The sequence below is a fragment of the Hylemonella sp. GW821-FHT12C09 genome, assembly GCF_058807395.1.
Genome location: NZ_JBXAQQ010000006.1, coordinates 143,394 through 156,592 on the forward strand (window position 1 = coordinate 143,394; position 13,199 = coordinate 156,592).

Genomic DNA, 13,199 nt, shown 5'->3' on the forward strand with positions numbered 1-13,199 from the left:
CGCGCCCATCTGTTTCAGGTCGGCGCGGTTTCTTTCTCCAGTCGCTGCAGATAGTGCAGGGCCTGTTCGGCCGAGTCGCCGCACATGGCGGGCGAGGGCGCCAGGCTGGCGCAGACGGCCGGTCGCTCGGGCTCGCCGAAGATCAGGCAGCGGTTCGCCGCGTCCAGCTGCACGCAGCGCACGCCGGCCGGTTTGCCCTGCGGCATGCCGGGGATGGGGCTGGAAATGGAGGGCGCGATGCAGCAGGCAGCGCAGCCGGGGCGGCAGTTCATGCCCTCCATTGTCGGCGCTCAGGGATAGAGCCCGCGCAGCTCGCGTGCGTGCAGGATGCGCTTGCAGGCCACGATGAAGGTGGCCGTGCGCAGGCTCACGCCGTTTTCCTGCGCGACCTGCCAGATCACGGCGAAGGCCTCTTTCATGATGCGCACCAGCCGTGCATTGATCTCGTCCTCGCTCCAGAAGAAGCTCGAGAAGTCCTGCACCCACTCGAAATAGCTCACGGTGACGCCGCCGGCATTGGCGATGACGTCGGGCACCACCAGGATGTTGCGCTCCTGCAGGATGTCGTCGGCCTGCGGCGTGGTGGGGCCGTTGGCGCCCTCGATCACCATGCGGGCGGTGATCAGCCCGGCATTGGCCGCCGTGATCTGGCCTTCGAGCGCGGCCGGGATCAGGATGTCGCAGGGCACCTGCCAGAAGGCCGTGGACGCCAGCGCTTCGGCGGACGCAAAGCCGGTCACGCTGCCGGTAAGCCGCACGTGCTCGGCCAGGGCGGCCAGGTCCAGCCCCGCCTCGCGGTAGACGGTGCCGGAGTGGTCTTGTACCGCCACGATGCGTGCGCCCGCTTCGGCAAACAGCTTGGCTGAGACGCTGCCCACATTGCCGAAGCCCTGCACGGCCACACGTGCGCCCGCGATCTTCAGGCCGATCTGTTGCGCCGCTTCGGCGCCCACGGTGTACACGCCGCGCCCCGTGGCCTCCCGTCGCCCGAGCGAGCCGCCCAGCGCCAGCGGTTTGCCGGTGACGACGCCCGTGGCGGTCTCGCCGACGTTCATGGAGTAGGTGTCCATCATCCAGGCCATGATCTGTTCGTTGGTGTTCACGTCCGGGGCAGGGATGTCCTTGCTGGGGCCGATGATGATGCCGATCTCGCTGGTGTAGCGCCGCGTGACACGCTCCAGTTCACCGAGGGACAACGTCTTGGGATTCACGCGCACCCCGCCCTTGGCGCCACCGTAGGGCACGTTGACCGCTGCGTTCTTGACCGACATCCAGGCCGACAGGGCCATCACTTCGGACAGCGTCACATCCTGGTGAAAGCGCACGCCGCCCTTGCCCGGTCCGCGCGAGGTGTTGTGCTGCACGCGGTAGCCTTCGAAGTGCGCAACCGTGCCGTTGTCCAGGAGGATGGGCACGTCCACGATGAGGCAGCGCTTGGGCCGCTTGAGCGTTTCGACCCAGCGCGCCAGCGGGCCGAGGTAGGGCGTCACCCGGTCGACCTGCTGCAGATAGGTGCCCCAGGGGCCGAGGTCGTCGGCCTGCAGGTAGGAGGGCAGGGCGTGTGGGCTGGGGGCGGCTTGGGGCATGGGCTTCACCTCGGAGTTGTGGGCCGTGCCAGCTTAAGCTGCCAAGCCCTTCCCGTCCAAAGCTGTCTTTTTGTCTGCCCATGTTTTTTCCGCATAAGTGCAGATCTGGGCCTCTCGATGGTCGTGTGTGTCCAGGAGACTGCACACAAAATGGGCAGGCCCGGTAAAATGCGTTTTTCGGCCTAAAGCGGGTATTCACCTTCCTTTGGGCCTGCGCGCGCAGCACGCGCGCACGACCACCGGGATCTCTCCATGCTCTACCCACAAGAATTCGATGTCATCGTCGTTGGCGGCGGCCATGCCGGCACGGAAGCCGCGCTGGCGTCCGCGCGCATGGGCGCCAGGACCCTGCTGCTGACGCACAACATCGAGACCCTGGGCCAGATGAGCTGCAACCCTTCCATAGGCGGCATCGGCAAGGGCCACTTGGTCAAAGAGGTGGATGCGCTGGGCGGCGCCATGGCGATTGCCACCGACGAGGGCGGCATCCAGTTCCGCATTCTCAACAGTTCCAAGGGCCCGGCCGTGCGCGCCACCCGCGCCCAGGCCGACCGCATTCTGTACAAGGCGGCCATCCGCCGCCGCCTGGAAAACCAGCCCAACCTCTGGCTGTTCCAACAGGCGGTGGACGACCTGATGGTGGAGGGCGACCGTGTGGTCGGCGCCGTCACCCAGGTCGGCATCAAGTTCCGCAGCCGCACCGTGGTGCTGACGGCCGGCACCTTCCTGGACGGCAAGATCCACGTCGGCCTGAACAACTATGCGGCCGGCCGTGCGGGCGACCCGCCGGCGGTCAGCCTGTCGGCCCGGCTCAAGGAGCTCAAGCTGCCGCAGGGTCGCCTCAAGACCGGCACCCCGCCGCGCATCGACGGCCGCTCCATCGACTTTTCCCAGTGCACCGAGCAGCCGGGTGACGGCATGCCCGGCGGCGTGGGCGACAGCGTGCCCGTGTTCAGCTTCCTGGGCACGGCGGCCATGCACCCGCAACAAATGCCCTGCTGGATCACCCACACCAACGAGCGCACCCACGAGATCATCCGCTCCGGCTTCGACCGCAGCCCCATGTTCACCGGCAAGATCGAGGGCGTGGGCCCGCGCTACTGCCCCAGCGTGGAAGACAAGATCAACCGTTTTGCGGACAAGGACAGCCACCAGATCTTCCTGGAGCCCGAGGGTCTGACGACCCACGAGTACTACCCCAACGGCATCTCCACCAGCCTGCCCTTCGATATTCAGTACGAGCTGGTCCGCTCGATGAAGGGCCTGGAGAACGCCCACATCCTGCGCCCGGGTTACGCCATCGAATACGACTACTTCGACCCCCGCTCGCTCAAGGGCAGTTTCGAGACCAGGCAGATCAACGGCCTGTTCTTTGCCGGCCAGATCAATGGCACCACCGGTTATGAAGAGGCGGCAGCCCAGGGCCTGTACGCCGGCATCAATGCGGCGTTGCAGTGCCGGGGCGCCGAAGCCTGGCAGCCGCGCCGGGATGAAGCCTATCTGGGCGTGCTGGTCGACGACCTCACCACCCAGGGCGTGACCGAGCCCTACCGCATGTTCACCAGCCGGGCCGAGTTCCGCCTGCAGCTGCGCGAGGACAACGCCGACCTGCGTCTGACCGAAACCGGCCGCCAGCTGGGCCTGGTGGACGACGCCCGCTGGGATGCCTTCTGCCGCAAGCGCGATGCTGTTTCACGTGAAACAGAGCGCCTCAAGGCCACCTGGGTCAACCCCCGCATCCTGTCCGCGGCCGAGGCCGAGCGGGTGCTGGGCACCACCATCGAACGCGAGTACCACCTCTTCGACCTGCTGCGCCGGCCCGATGTGAGCTATGCCGGCCTCATGTCGCTGGACGGGGGCAAGTACGCCAACCCCGATGTTTCACGTGAAACCCTGGGTGAGCTGGCCGAGCCCGTGGTCGAGCAGCTGGAGATTGCCGCCAAGTATTCGGGCTACATCGACCGCCAGAAGGACGAGGTCGAGCGCGCCGCCCATTACGAGAACCTCAAGCTGCCCGCCGACCTGGACTACATGGCCGTCTCGGCCCTGTCCATCGAAGCCCGGCAGAAGCTGCAAAAGCACCGCCCCGAAACCCTGGGCCAGGCCTCGCGCATCTCCGGCATCACCCCCGCCAGCATTTCCCTGTTGATGATCCACCTGAAAAAAGGTGGTTTCCGCGGCTTCGCCAAGACCGAAGTGGCCGAGGCGGCATGAGCCTCGATCTCTCCACCACCCTGCAAAACGGGGTGGCCGAACTCGGCCTGGACCTGTCCGAGGCCCAGATCACCCAGTTGCTGGACTACCTGGCCCTGATCCAGAAGTGGACCAAGGTCTACAACCTGACGGCCGTGCGGGACCCGGCCGAGATGCTGACCCACCACCTGCTCGACAGCCTGGCCGTCATCCGTCCGCTGCGCCAACAACTGCTTAGTCGCCAGCCGGCGGACGGGCGGGGCTTCCGTCTGCTCGACGTCGGCTCCGGCGCCGGCCTGCCCGGCGTGGTCATCGCCATCTGCTGTCCGGACATCGCCGTGAGCTGCGTGGACACCGTCGCCAAAAAAGCCACCTTCATCCAGCAGGCCGCCCTGACCCTGAAGCTCTCCAACCTCAAAGGTCTGCATGCCCGGGTGGAAAACCTGGACGACCATTACGACGTGGTGAGTTCCCGGGCGTTCGCTTCCTTGGTGGACTTCACCTCCTGGTCCCGTTCGGCCCTGGCGCCGGCGGGGGTCTGGATGGCGATGAAGGGGAAGTCGCCTGTTGACGAGCTGGCTGCCCTGCCGGGGGATGTCGCTGTGTTTCACGTGGAACAGCTTGCTGTTCCTGGGCTTGGTGCCGAGCGGTGCATTGTCTGGATGCGCTTGGTTTCGGCTTGAGTCTTTGCCTGCGGCGCTTTTGTAATCCCCCCCTATCCCCCCAGCCCCCTTCCCACCCCCGCCGGGGTGGGAAGGGGGAGCCTGATTTTGGAGTTGCGCGCCGGCTAGGCTTCTACGGGGGTGTGGTCGCCGCCGTGGTCTGGATGCCTGCATTTCTGGGAAGCCAGTCGTAGTAAATGGTGCTGGGTCGGCGCGGCTCTGGCTGGCGGCTGCGCGCCAGCGGCGAGAAATGGGAGAGGCGGCCGGTACTCTGGACTCGGAAATGGCAGATCGGCGGAGCCAACCGCCGTTAGTAGCTAGCTACTTCGGAGCCGTTCACTACGACCGCAGCTCAGGAATCCAGGCGGGCCAAAGACTGTGGCGACGATTCGTGCCGTAGAAGCGTCGCCGGTGCGATGAGATCAAATCCGGGCGCCCTTCTCTACCCCGGCGGGGGTAGAGAAGGGCGGGGGGATGAGTGGGGGGCTACAAAAGCGCCGCAGGAAAAGCGTTCCTAGACAGAAAACGTTCCACGTGAAACAAAAACCCGGGCAAACCAGCACCCCAGCCGACCAGAACCCCCAAAAAGCTGCCGTACACTCAACCCTTCCCCAAGCCTCCCCATTCAAGACCCCATCCCCCATGTTTGGCGTAGCCGACTACGGCGCTTTTGTCGTCACCGTCATCATTTTTCTGCTGATCCCGGGCCCTGGCAATCTGGCGCTGATCACCTCCACCAGCAAGGGTGGCGTGCGTGGCGGGCTGGCGGCTACCCTGGGTGTCATCCTCGGCGACCAAGTGCTGATGTGGGCGGCCGTGGCCGGTGTGGCCGCCTTGCTCATTGCCTACCCGACCGCCTTCAATCTGCTGCAGTGGGGTGGAGCGGCCTACCTGGCTTTCCTCGGTGTCCAGATGCTGCTGGCCAAACCCGGCGCGGCGCCGGTGCTCAACATCAAGGCCGGCCACTACCTGCGCCAGGCCATGGTCATCACCTTGCTCAACCCCAAGGCCATCATGTTCTACCTGGCCTTCTTCCCGCTTTTCGTCGACCCGGCCACGCACCAGGGCCTGTTCACCTTCGGCTTCATGGCCGTGACGATCGCCTTCCTCACTTTTCTCTACGGCCTGGGCATGACCCTGCTCACGCACTTTCTGGCCGACCGTCTGCGCGCCAACCCGCTGTTCGGTCGTGTGCTGGAGAAAATCGCCGGCCTCTGCCTGATCGGCTTCGGTCTGCGTCTTGCTTTCACCCGCTGATCTCACTACATAAACAAGGGATGACCTGATGGCGAAAATTTTCTGCGTGGCCAACCAGAAGGGCGGCGTCGGCAAGACCACCACCACCGTGAACCTCGCGGCCGGCCTGGCCAAGGTGGGGCAGCGGGTGCTCATGGTGGACCTGGACCCGCAGGGCAATGCCACCATGGGCTCGGGCGTGGACAAGCGCCAGCTCAAGCTCAGCCTCTACGACGTGCTGCTGGAGTCGGCCACCATCGCCGAGGCCCGCGTCAAAAGCGACAAGCTCATCGAAGGCGGCTGCAGCTACGACATCCTGGGTGCCAACCGCGAACTCGCGGGCGCCGAAGTGGAGCTGGTCGATGTGGAACGCCGCGAACGCCGCCTCAAGGAAGCGCTGGCCAAGGTCAACGACGAGTACGACTTCGTGCTCATCGACTGCCCGCCCTCGCTCTCCATGCTCACCCTCAACGGCCTGTGCAGCGCGCACGGTGTCATCGTACCCATGCAGTGCGAGTACTTCGCGCTCGAAGGTCTGACCGATCTGGTCAACACCATCAAGCAGGTGCACGCCAACCTCAACCCCGACCTGCAGATCATCGGCCTGCTGCGTGTCATGTTCGACCCGCGCATCACCCTGCAGGCCCAGGTGAGCGACCAGCTCAAGGCCCACTTCGGTGACAAGGTGTTCGACGCCGTCATCCCGCGCAATGTGCGCCTGGCCGAAGCGCCCAGCTACGGCGTGCCCGGCGTGGTTTTCGACCCGGCCTCCAAGGGGGCGCAGTCCTTCGTCAGCTTCGCGCAGGAGATGGTCGACCGCATCCAGAAGATGTGATCGACCGGCCTCGTAAGCTACAAAAACAATAGCATGCATTCCTCAAGCGTCCTCATCCTGCCGGGCTGGCACAACTCCGGCCCGGACCACTGGCAGAGCCGCTGGGAGGCGACGTACGGTTACACGCGGGTGCAGCAGCATGACTGGGAACGCCCCATGCGCGGAGACTGGCAGATCCAGCTGGAAGAGGCGGTGCTGTTGTGCCGCGAACCGGCCGTGCTGGTGGCGCACAGCCTGGGCGTCATCCTGGTCGCGGCCTGGGCCGCGCACTCGCGCAATGTGCACCGCGTCAAGGGGGCGCTGCTGGTCGCGCCCGGTGACGTGGCGCGTGACGAGACCCGCGCCACACTGCCCAGCTGGTGGCCCATCGAGCGCAAGGCCCTGCCTTTCAGGAGCATCCTGGTCGCCAGCCGCAACGACGAGCGCTGCCCCTTCGACATGGCCGCCGGCCTGGCGCAAGACTGGGGCTCCGAATTCGTGGATGCCGGTGACGCCGGCCACCTGAATGCCGACTCGAACCTGGGCGACTGGCCCCGGGGCCACGGCCTGCTGGAGCGTCTGATGGCCCTCCAGGAAATGAACACAGCGAACTGATAACAGAGAGTAGAACGATATGGTCACCAAGAAACCCAAGGGCCTCGGCCGCGGACTCGAAGCCCTGCTGGGCCCCAAGGTCGACGACACCCGCGCCGAAGTGGCGGCGATGAACGAGGCGCGCGAAGGCCAGAGCACCGGCAGCCTCAAGCTCGACGAGATGGTGGCCGGCATCTACCAGCCGCGCACCCGCATGGACGAAGGCGCCTTGTATGAACTCGCCGAGTCCATCAAGGCCCAGGGCATCATGCAGCCGATCCTGGTGCGCAAACTCACCGAGGGCCCCAACGCCGGCAAGCACGAAATCATTGCCGGCGAGCGCCGCTTCCGCGCCGCCAGGCTGGCCGGTCTGGACAGCGTGCCCGTGCTGGTGCGCGACGTGCCCAACGAGGCCGCCGCCGCCATGGCCCTGATCGAAAACATCCAGCGTGAAGACCTCAACCCGCTGGAAGAAGCACAAGGCCTGCAGCGCCTGATCCGCGAATTCGGTCTCACGCATGAACAGGCCGCGCAGGCCGTGGGCCGGTCGCGCAGCGCTGCCAGCAACCTGTTGCGTCTGCTGAATTTGGCCGAGCCGGTGCAGACCCTGCTCATGGCCGGCGACATCGACATGGGCCACGCGCGTGCGCTGCTCGCGCTGGACCGCGCCACGCAGATCACCGCCGCCAACCAGATCACCGCGAAGAAGATGTCGGTGCGCGAGGCCGAGAACCTGGTCAAGAAACTCAGCGCCGAGTTTTCGCTCACGCCGCAAAAACCCGGCAAGGAAAAATCACGCGACTTGAAGCGCGTGGAAGAAGAGCTGTCGGACCTGCTCACCGCCGAAGTGGAAGTAAGAGTGAAAAAGCGCGTCAAGCGCCACGGCCGGGTGGAAGAGATGGGCGAACTGAGCATCCAGTTCGGCTCGCTCGACGAACTCAATGGCCTGATCGACCGGCTGCGCCGCAGCGGCGGTAACTGATCAGCGGGCGAGCACATGAACCCGCTCGCCCGTTTCCCCTGGCCCCTGCCGGCCCTGCTCAGCTGGGGCCTGTGCTGGTTGGTGCTCTCGCTGCTGCTGCGTGCGGGCCTGGCCACCACGGACGCGCTCGCTGCGTCCACCCTGCTCGGCGTGCTGCTCAGCCTCATCGGCAAGAGCTGGTGGCGCCGCGTCATCATCGGCCTGGGTTTCCCGGTGTCGCTGCTGTTGGCCGGTGGCCTCGCGCTACCTGCCTGGGGCTGGCTGCTGCCGCTGGCCCTGCTCGCGCTGATCTACCCGCTCAATGCCTGGCGCGACGCGCCGCTGTTCCCCACACCGGCCAATGCGCTCAACGAACTGCCCACCGTGGCACCGCTGGAGCTGGGCGCCCGCGTGCTGGACGCCGGTTGCGGCCTGGGCCAGGGGCTGGAAGCCTTGAGGCAGGCTTACCCGCTGGCTGAACTGCACGGCATCGAATGGAGCCGGCCGCTGGCCTGGCTCTGCGCGCGGCGTTGTCCTTGGGCCAAAGTGGAGCGGGGCGATATCTGGCAGGCCGATTGGTCGGGTTACGACCTGGTCTATCTCTTCCAGCGGCCCGAGAGCATGCCGCGTGCGATAGCGAAGGCGCGGGCGGAACTCAAACCCGGGGCCTGGCTGGTGAGTTTGGAGTTCGAGGCGGTGGGGCAAACGCCGGTGGCCAAGCTGGAAGGGGCGCAGGGTAAACCGGTGTGGATTTACCGTGCGCAATTTCAATAGAAATTAGATGTGTGCGGTTACTTGCAATTATAAATTGCGAATATTTCGAATAGTGCGTATATTTCGCTCAGAGGAGCCATTAGAGACTCCCATTTAGAGACGGCAACTGCAAGGAGAAGCGAGATGAGCCAACAGATACTGGACCCGGCCAGCGAGGCGGAAGCTGAGATGGCCGGAGCGGCACGCGCCTGCATCGTATCGGCCTTGGATCATTCAAAGGCTGACACGATCAAGGTCACTATTGAGGTTGATGACGGAACGGGCGAGCCGCCGGTGCTACACCTGCCGCCTCGTGCCCTGCGATTTTTCGCAGATGTGTTGAGGCAAATGGCAAAGCGTGAGCCTATGGTTTTGCTGCCGCAGAAACTTGAATTGACAACGCAAGAGGCTGCAGCACTTTTAAACGTTTCGCGGCCATTTGTGATCAAGGAAATTGAAGCTGGAAGATTGAAGCATCGACTCGTAAATCGACATCGAAGAATTGAATTTGAGGAACTTATGCGATATCAGAAGTCCCAAAAAGAGCGCTCAGAAATAGCTCTGAATAAGCTAAGCAAGCTTTCGCAAGAGATGGGAGAAGAACTGTAAATGGCAGGCAGCGCGCGTTACACAGCGGTGCTGGATGCAAATGTTTTGTATCCAGTCCTCCTGCGGGACGTGTTGCTCAGCCTAGCCCATGCAGATCTCTACAGCGCAAAGTGGAGTTCACACATACGAGACGAATGGACACGCTCTCTGTTGAGAGATCGGCCAACGATGAGCGAGAAAATTCAAGCGTCAGTTGCTGCTATGGAGGAGGCGATCCCAGATTGTTTGGTGACAGGCTATGAGCACTTGATCGCCGGTTTAAAGCTTCCCGATCCAGATGATCGCCATGTGCTTGCAGCAGCAATTACAGGACATGCCGATGCAATCATTACGTGGAACCAACGCGATTTCCCGGAAGAGGTGCTGAATTCATTTGGAATTGAGTTGCAAACGCCAGATGAATTTGTTCTGAACCAGATCATGCTCAAGGCGCCGGTCGCTCTAACTGCATTAAAGGCAATGCGAATGCGATGGGACAGGCCAGAAGTAACCGCCGAAGCCCTTGTCGATTTGCTGGAAAAACGCGGGCTCCCTCAGACGGCAGCACACCTCAGTTCTCTGGTGGAGTTAATTTAGTTTCGTCACAGGAGGATGTTATGAACGAAGAAAACAAAACTTCTCAACAAGCAGAACCCCCCACACAAGCCCCCGCACCTTGGGACGGGCTTGGCGTCGGGCTCTTTGCCGTAATTGCCGGCGCGCTGCTTATCGCCGAAAGGCTGGGGTGGATTTCAAACAATGTGCCTTGGGGTTGGCCGTTAATTCTCTTTGTGTTTGGCTTGGTCACGGTAGCCCGTGCACTTAAGAAGAAGTGACGCCTTAAAATGCGGATGCTAAGTTCGCAGAAGAGGAATCGATTTGTCAGCGCATCCGGACGCAACACAAAGACTATCAATTTAGTGACTTTGCGATGTGCTGTAAAAAAAGACGGGTGCGATGGCAACAGTACGCGTGGTTAGCTACACAACGTTGGCGCTCCTCGCCTTCGCCGGCAACTCCCTGCTCTGCCGCGCCGCCCTGCAGCACACCCTCATCGACGCCGCCAGCTTCACCACCATCCGCCTGATTTCGGGCGCGCTCACGCTCTGGCTGCTGGTGCAATTGACTCGCCGTGGTGTCACGGGCCGCGGCAGTTGGCCCTCGGCCTTGGCGCTCTTCGCCTACGCCGCAGCTTTCTCTTTTGCCTACGTCAACCTGCCCGCCGGCACCGGCGCGCTGCTGCTCTTCGGCGCAGTGCAGACCGGCATGATCGGCTGGGGGCTGGTGAAGGGCGAGCGCTTCAAGGCGCTGCAGTGGCTCGGCCTGGCGCTGGCCCTCGCGGGACTGGTGGGCCTGCTGCTGCCGGGCCTGTCCGCGCCGCCGCTGGGCGCGGCCCTGCTCATGATCACCGCCGGCCTGGCCTGGGCCGTGTACTCGCTGCGCGGCAAGGGGGCGGGCGATGCGCTGCGCGTGACGGCGGGCAACTTCGTGCGCACGGTGCCGGTGGCGCTGGGCATGAGCCTGCTGTTCCTGGGCAGCGCACAGGTGGACACGGCGGGCGCGCTCTACGCTGTCGCGTCCGGCGCGCTCACCTCGGGCATCGGTTACGCCATCTGGTACACCGCGCTGCCGCATCTGAAAGCCACGAGTGCGGCCACGCTGCAGCTCAGCGTGCCGGTGATCGCGGCCGTGGGCGGCATCCTCTGGCTGGGGGAGCCGCTCACGCTGCGCTTGTTGCTGGCCTCGGCCGCCATCCTGGGCGGCATCGCCTTGGTGATCCGCAAATGAAAAAGGGCGTCGTGCGACGCCCTTTGCGCGGAGGCAGCAAGGCCTACATGGCTTTGACGGAGTAGGTCGCGTCCGTCACGCAGCCCATGCCTTCGGTCGCATTGCGGAAATGGTCGATGGTGTAAGCCCCCCAGCCACCGCCGGTCACGCCCACCCACAGGAAGGCCAGTTCGTTGGGCTTGGTCTCGATGGAAATGGTGGGCGCGGTCACCGACATCACGCCGTCGTTCTTCAACTGCACTTCGTGCTTGCCGGGCTCGACGATGGCGTGCACGAAGGTGTTGGGCTTGACGGTGCCGACGTCCTGCTTGTTGACCAAGACGTTGGAGCTGACCCCCGCGGCGACGAGCACCGCCTTCTCGCGGCAGACGTAGAGGCTGGATTTGCCCGGGACGGTGGCGAATTTCTTGAGCTCGGCTTCGGCCGTCTTGTCGCCCGGCTTGAAGGAGGCGCAGCCGACCATGGCGGTAGCGGCCAGGGCAAGGGCGAGGGTGCGGATCGGGGTCATCGGGGGTCCTCTCTGAAGTGTCAGCTTTGTGGTTTTGAAGGATGCCGCCAGGCGGCAGCGTGATGATAAGCAGCACAGCGGCCATTGTCTTTGCGGGAAATCCATGAGCCCGCGGCTGCGGGCATGAGGGTACGCCATGTATCGGGCCGAAAGAAACATTGACAGGGCGCCGGCCCTCCGCGATAAAGCAGACACCGGATGCCTGCAAGGGGGAAGTTCGTGAGCACACCGCAACGATGCAGACACGCCCCGGTGGCCCTGGGGCTGGTGGCCCTGCTGGTGGGCTGTGCCGGTCCGGGCGCCCGCCTGCCGCCACCGCCGCCGGCCACGCAGGCGCAGATCGAGAAGGAAATGCAGGTCCTGCAGCAGTCCTTCTTCACGGACCCCTGCATGGACCAATTGCGCCAGCGCGCTTCCGAGCTGAAACCGGGCGACACGCAGCTGGGCAGCAAGGCGCTGTATGCCGTGGAGTTCGCGCCCAACACCCAGCGCCGCGACGGCCTGGCCTACCGGCTGCACGTGCAGGAGCGTGAGCGCACGGGCTACCTCTACGTGAGCGACGGCACGGCGGGGTCTTACCGCATCTATGGCCCCCTGCCGCTCTGGGCCTGCCTGCAACGGCAAGGGTCTTGAGCGCTGTTCCATTCTGAGAATTTCAGCGGAAACGCACCACGAATACTGCCTCGCATCAATGCAGCAAGGCGGATCCTTACTAGACTGAAAACGTCGTCGCCTGTCGCGGCCATCACCCAAAGGAACCTTCGTGAAAACACGCCACAAGACCCCCTTCATTGCCGTTGCCATCGCCCTGCTCGGGGCCAGCGGCTCCCTGCAGGCCCAGAAGGTGCGCGCCAACCCCGGCTACTGGAGCGATAGCAATGGGTTCGTCGTGCGCAGCGGTTTCGGCTTGTGCTGGCACACCGGTTCCTGGACGCCGGAACTGGCCATCCCCGAGTGCGAAGGCGGTGTGACAGCCAAGGCCGTCCTCCCCGCGCCGGTACCGGCCCCCGCGCCTGTGGCGGCTGCGCCGGCACCGGCACCCGTGGTGGCGCCTGCTCCCGCCCCGGCACCTGCCGCCGCACCGGCCGAGACGTTCCGCACCCAGATCGTCGACAAGGCCGTGCGCCTGGAAGGCGCCAGCTTCGCCACCGGCTCCAGCCGCCTCCTGCCCGGTGCCGGCCCCAAGCTGGATGAGGTGGTCAACGCCGCCAGGCAGTACCCCGATGCCGGCCTGACCATCAGCGGCTACACCGACAGCCAGGGCAATGCCCAGGCCAACGTGAAGCTGTCGCAGGCCCGCGCCGATGCCGTCAAGGCCTACCTGGTGGGCAAGGGTGTGGCGGCCAGCCGCATCACGACCGATGGCAAGGGGGCGGCCGACCCGGTGGCCGACAACACCACGGCCGAAGGCCGCGCCAAGAACCGTCGCGTGGAAGTGCGTTACACCGTGAAGGAAGAAACGCGTGTGCGCGTGACGCGCTGAGCGCCGCAGGGCACCTCTTGAACAAAGCGGGCC

General features: G+C 64.5%; 16 protein-coding genes. 13 read left to right on the plus strand and 3 right to left on the minus strand.

Annotation, left to right across the window (positions count from 1 at the left end):
- Positions 1 to 14 precede the first annotated feature (14 nt).
- Both AC1RRP_RS11710 and AC1RRP_RS11715 read right to left on the minus strand, forming a co-directional pair.
- On the minus strand, positions 15 to 272 hold the full coding sequence (locus AC1RRP_RS11710; protein ID WP_493036339.1) for a YkgJ family cysteine cluster protein: 258 nt from the start codon (positions 270 to 272) through the stop codon (positions 15 to 17).
- 18 nt (positions 273 to 290) lie between these two features.
- Positions 291 to 1,586 (minus strand): Glu/Leu/Phe/Val family dehydrogenase, encoded by a 1,296-nt coding sequence (locus AC1RRP_RS11715; RefSeq protein WP_493036341.1) that lies wholly within the window; start codon positions 1,584 to 1,586, stop codon positions 291 to 293.
- 252 nt (positions 1,587 to 1,838) lie between these two features.
- Between AC1RRP_RS11715 and mnmG the strand changes: the two genes are divergently transcribed.
- The 11 genes from mnmG (at position 1,839) to AC1RRP_RS11770 (ending at position 11,175) form a co-directional block, all read left to right on the plus strand.
- Complete coding sequence (mnmG, locus tag AC1RRP_RS11720) at positions 1,839 to 3,800, plus strand: tRNA uridine-5-carboxymethylaminomethyl(34) synthesis enzyme MnmG (protein ID WP_493036343.1); 1,962 nt, start codon at positions 1,839 to 1,841, stop codon at positions 3,798 to 3,800.
- A complete protein-coding gene (gene rsmG / locus AC1RRP_RS11725; RefSeq protein ID WP_493036345.1) occupies positions 3,797 to 4,462 on the plus strand; it encodes a 16S rRNA (guanine(527)-N(7))-methyltransferase RsmG in 666 nt (221 codons plus the stop codon). Before mnmG ends, rsmG begins: the two co-directional genes overlap by 4 nt.
- 621 nt (positions 4,463 to 5,083) lie before the next feature.
- On the plus strand, positions 5,084 to 5,698 hold the full coding sequence (locus AC1RRP_RS11730) for a LysE family transporter (RefSeq protein ID WP_493036347.1): 615 nt from the start codon (positions 5,084 to 5,086) through the stop codon (positions 5,696 to 5,698).
- Between the two features lie 28 nt (positions 5,699 to 5,726).
- Complete coding sequence (locus tag AC1RRP_RS11735) at positions 5,727 to 6,512, plus strand: ParA family protein (protein WP_493036349.1); 786 nt, start codon at positions 5,727 to 5,729, stop codon at positions 6,510 to 6,512.
- Between the two features lie 33 nt (positions 6,513 to 6,545).
- Positions 6,546 to 7,106 (plus strand): RBBP9/YdeN family alpha/beta hydrolase, encoded by a 561-nt coding sequence (locus tag AC1RRP_RS11740; RefSeq protein ID WP_493036351.1) that lies wholly within the window; start codon positions 6,546 to 6,548, stop codon positions 7,104 to 7,106.
- A 19-nt stretch (positions 7,107 to 7,125) separates the two neighbouring features.
- Positions 7,126 to 8,067, plus strand: a complete 942-nt coding sequence (locus AC1RRP_RS11745) for a ParB/RepB/Spo0J family partition protein (protein WP_493036353.1) — start codon at positions 7,126 to 7,128, stop codon at positions 8,065 to 8,067.
- 15 nt (positions 8,068 to 8,082) lie between these two features.
- Positions 8,083 to 8,820: a class I SAM-dependent methyltransferase gene (locus AC1RRP_RS11750; protein ID WP_493036355.1), complete on the plus strand. Its 738-nt coding sequence runs from the start codon at positions 8,083 to 8,085 to the stop codon at positions 8,818 to 8,820.
- Positions 8,821 to 8,943: 123 nt separating this feature from the next.
- The gene (locus tag AC1RRP_RS11755) at positions 8,944 to 9,408 is read left to right on the plus strand and encodes a helix-turn-helix domain-containing protein (protein WP_493036357.1); all 465 of its coding nucleotides are present in this window, start codon (positions 8,944 to 8,946) and stop codon (positions 9,406 to 9,408) included.
- On the plus strand, positions 9,409 to 9,984 hold the full coding sequence (locus AC1RRP_RS11760; protein ID WP_493036359.1) for a PIN domain-containing protein: 576 nt from the start codon (positions 9,409 to 9,411) through the stop codon (positions 9,982 to 9,984).
- A gap of 20 nt (positions 9,985 to 10,004) precedes the next feature.
- Positions 10,005 to 10,223, plus strand: a complete 219-nt coding sequence (locus tag AC1RRP_RS11765) for a hypothetical protein (protein WP_493036360.1) — start codon at positions 10,005 to 10,007, stop codon at positions 10,221 to 10,223.
- 121 nt (positions 10,224 to 10,344) lie between these two features.
- Entirely contained in the window at positions 10,345 to 11,175 is an 831-nt protein-coding gene (locus tag AC1RRP_RS11770) for an EamA family transporter (protein WP_493036361.1), read from the plus strand.
- 43 nt (positions 11,176 to 11,218) lie between these two features.
- On the opposite strand, the gene AC1RRP_RS11775 is transcribed toward AC1RRP_RS11770, so the two are convergent.
- Complete coding sequence (locus AC1RRP_RS11775) at positions 11,219 to 11,683, minus strand: hypothetical protein (RefSeq protein WP_493036363.1); 465 nt, start codon at positions 11,681 to 11,683, stop codon at positions 11,219 to 11,221.
- Between the two features lie 219 nt (positions 11,684 to 11,902).
- Between AC1RRP_RS11775 and AC1RRP_RS11780 the strand changes: the two genes are divergently transcribed.
- Positions 11,903 to 12,316 (plus strand): hypothetical protein, encoded by a 414-nt coding sequence (locus AC1RRP_RS11780; protein ID WP_493036365.1) that lies wholly within the window; start codon positions 11,903 to 11,905, stop codon positions 12,314 to 12,316.
- Between the two features lie 130 nt (positions 12,317 to 12,446).
- The gene (locus AC1RRP_RS11785; RefSeq protein ID WP_493036367.1) at positions 12,447 to 13,166 is read left to right on the plus strand and encodes an OmpA family protein; all 720 of its coding nucleotides are present in this window, start codon (positions 12,447 to 12,449) and stop codon (positions 13,164 to 13,166) included.
- Positions 13,167 to 13,199 lie beyond the last annotated feature (33 nt).

Excerpts from the sequence above, each read along its gene's own strand:
- AC1RRP_RS11710 (WP_493036339.1), bottom strand. The coding sequence starts at position 272 with ATGAACTGCCGCCCCGGCTGCGCTGCCTGCTGCATCGCGCCCTCCATT.
- AC1RRP_RS11765 (WP_493036360.1), top strand. The coding sequence starts at position 10,005 with ATGAACGAAGAAAACAAAACTTCTCAACAAGCAGAACCCCCCACACAA.
- AC1RRP_RS11740 (WP_493036351.1), top strand. The coding sequence starts at position 6,546 with ATGCATTCCTCAAGCGTCCTCATCCTGCCGGGCTGGCACAACTCCGGC.
- AC1RRP_RS11770 (WP_493036361.1), top strand. The coding sequence starts at position 10,345 with ATGGCAACAGTACGCGTGGTTAGCTACACAACGTTGGCGCTCCTCGCC.
- AC1RRP_RS11745 (WP_493036353.1), top strand. The coding sequence starts at position 7,126 with ATGGTCACCAAGAAACCCAAGGGCCTCGGCCGCGGACTCGAAGCCCTG.
- AC1RRP_RS11735 (WP_493036349.1), top strand. The coding sequence starts at position 5,727 with ATGGCGAAAATTTTCTGCGTGGCCAACCAGAAGGGCGGCGTCGGCAAG.
- AC1RRP_RS11730 (WP_493036347.1), top strand. The coding sequence starts at position 5,084 with ATGTTTGGCGTAGCCGACTACGGCGCTTTTGTCGTCACCGTCATCATT.
- AC1RRP_RS11715 (WP_493036341.1), bottom strand. The coding sequence starts at position 1,586 with ATGCCCCAAGCCGCCCCCAGCCCACACGCCCTGCCCTCCTACCTGCAG.
- rsmG (WP_493036345.1), top strand. The coding sequence starts at position 3,797 with ATGAGCCTCGATCTCTCCACCACCCTGCAAAACGGGGTGGCCGAACTC.
- AC1RRP_RS11775 (WP_493036363.1), bottom strand. The coding sequence starts at position 11,683 with ATGACCCCGATCCGCACCCTCGCCCTTGCCCTGGCCGCTACCGCCATG.
- AC1RRP_RS11755 (WP_493036357.1), top strand. The coding sequence starts at position 8,944 with ATGAGCCAACAGATACTGGACCCGGCCAGCGAGGCGGAAGCTGAGATG.
- mnmG (WP_493036343.1), top strand. The coding sequence starts at position 1,839 with ATGCTCTACCCACAAGAATTCGATGTCATCGTCGTTGGCGGCGGCCAT.
- AC1RRP_RS11750 (WP_493036355.1), top strand. The coding sequence starts at position 8,083 with ATGAACCCGCTCGCCCGTTTCCCCTGGCCCCTGCCGGCCCTGCTCAGC.
- AC1RRP_RS11760 (WP_493036359.1), top strand. The coding sequence starts at position 9,409 with ATGGCAGGCAGCGCGCGTTACACAGCGGTGCTGGATGCAAATGTTTTG.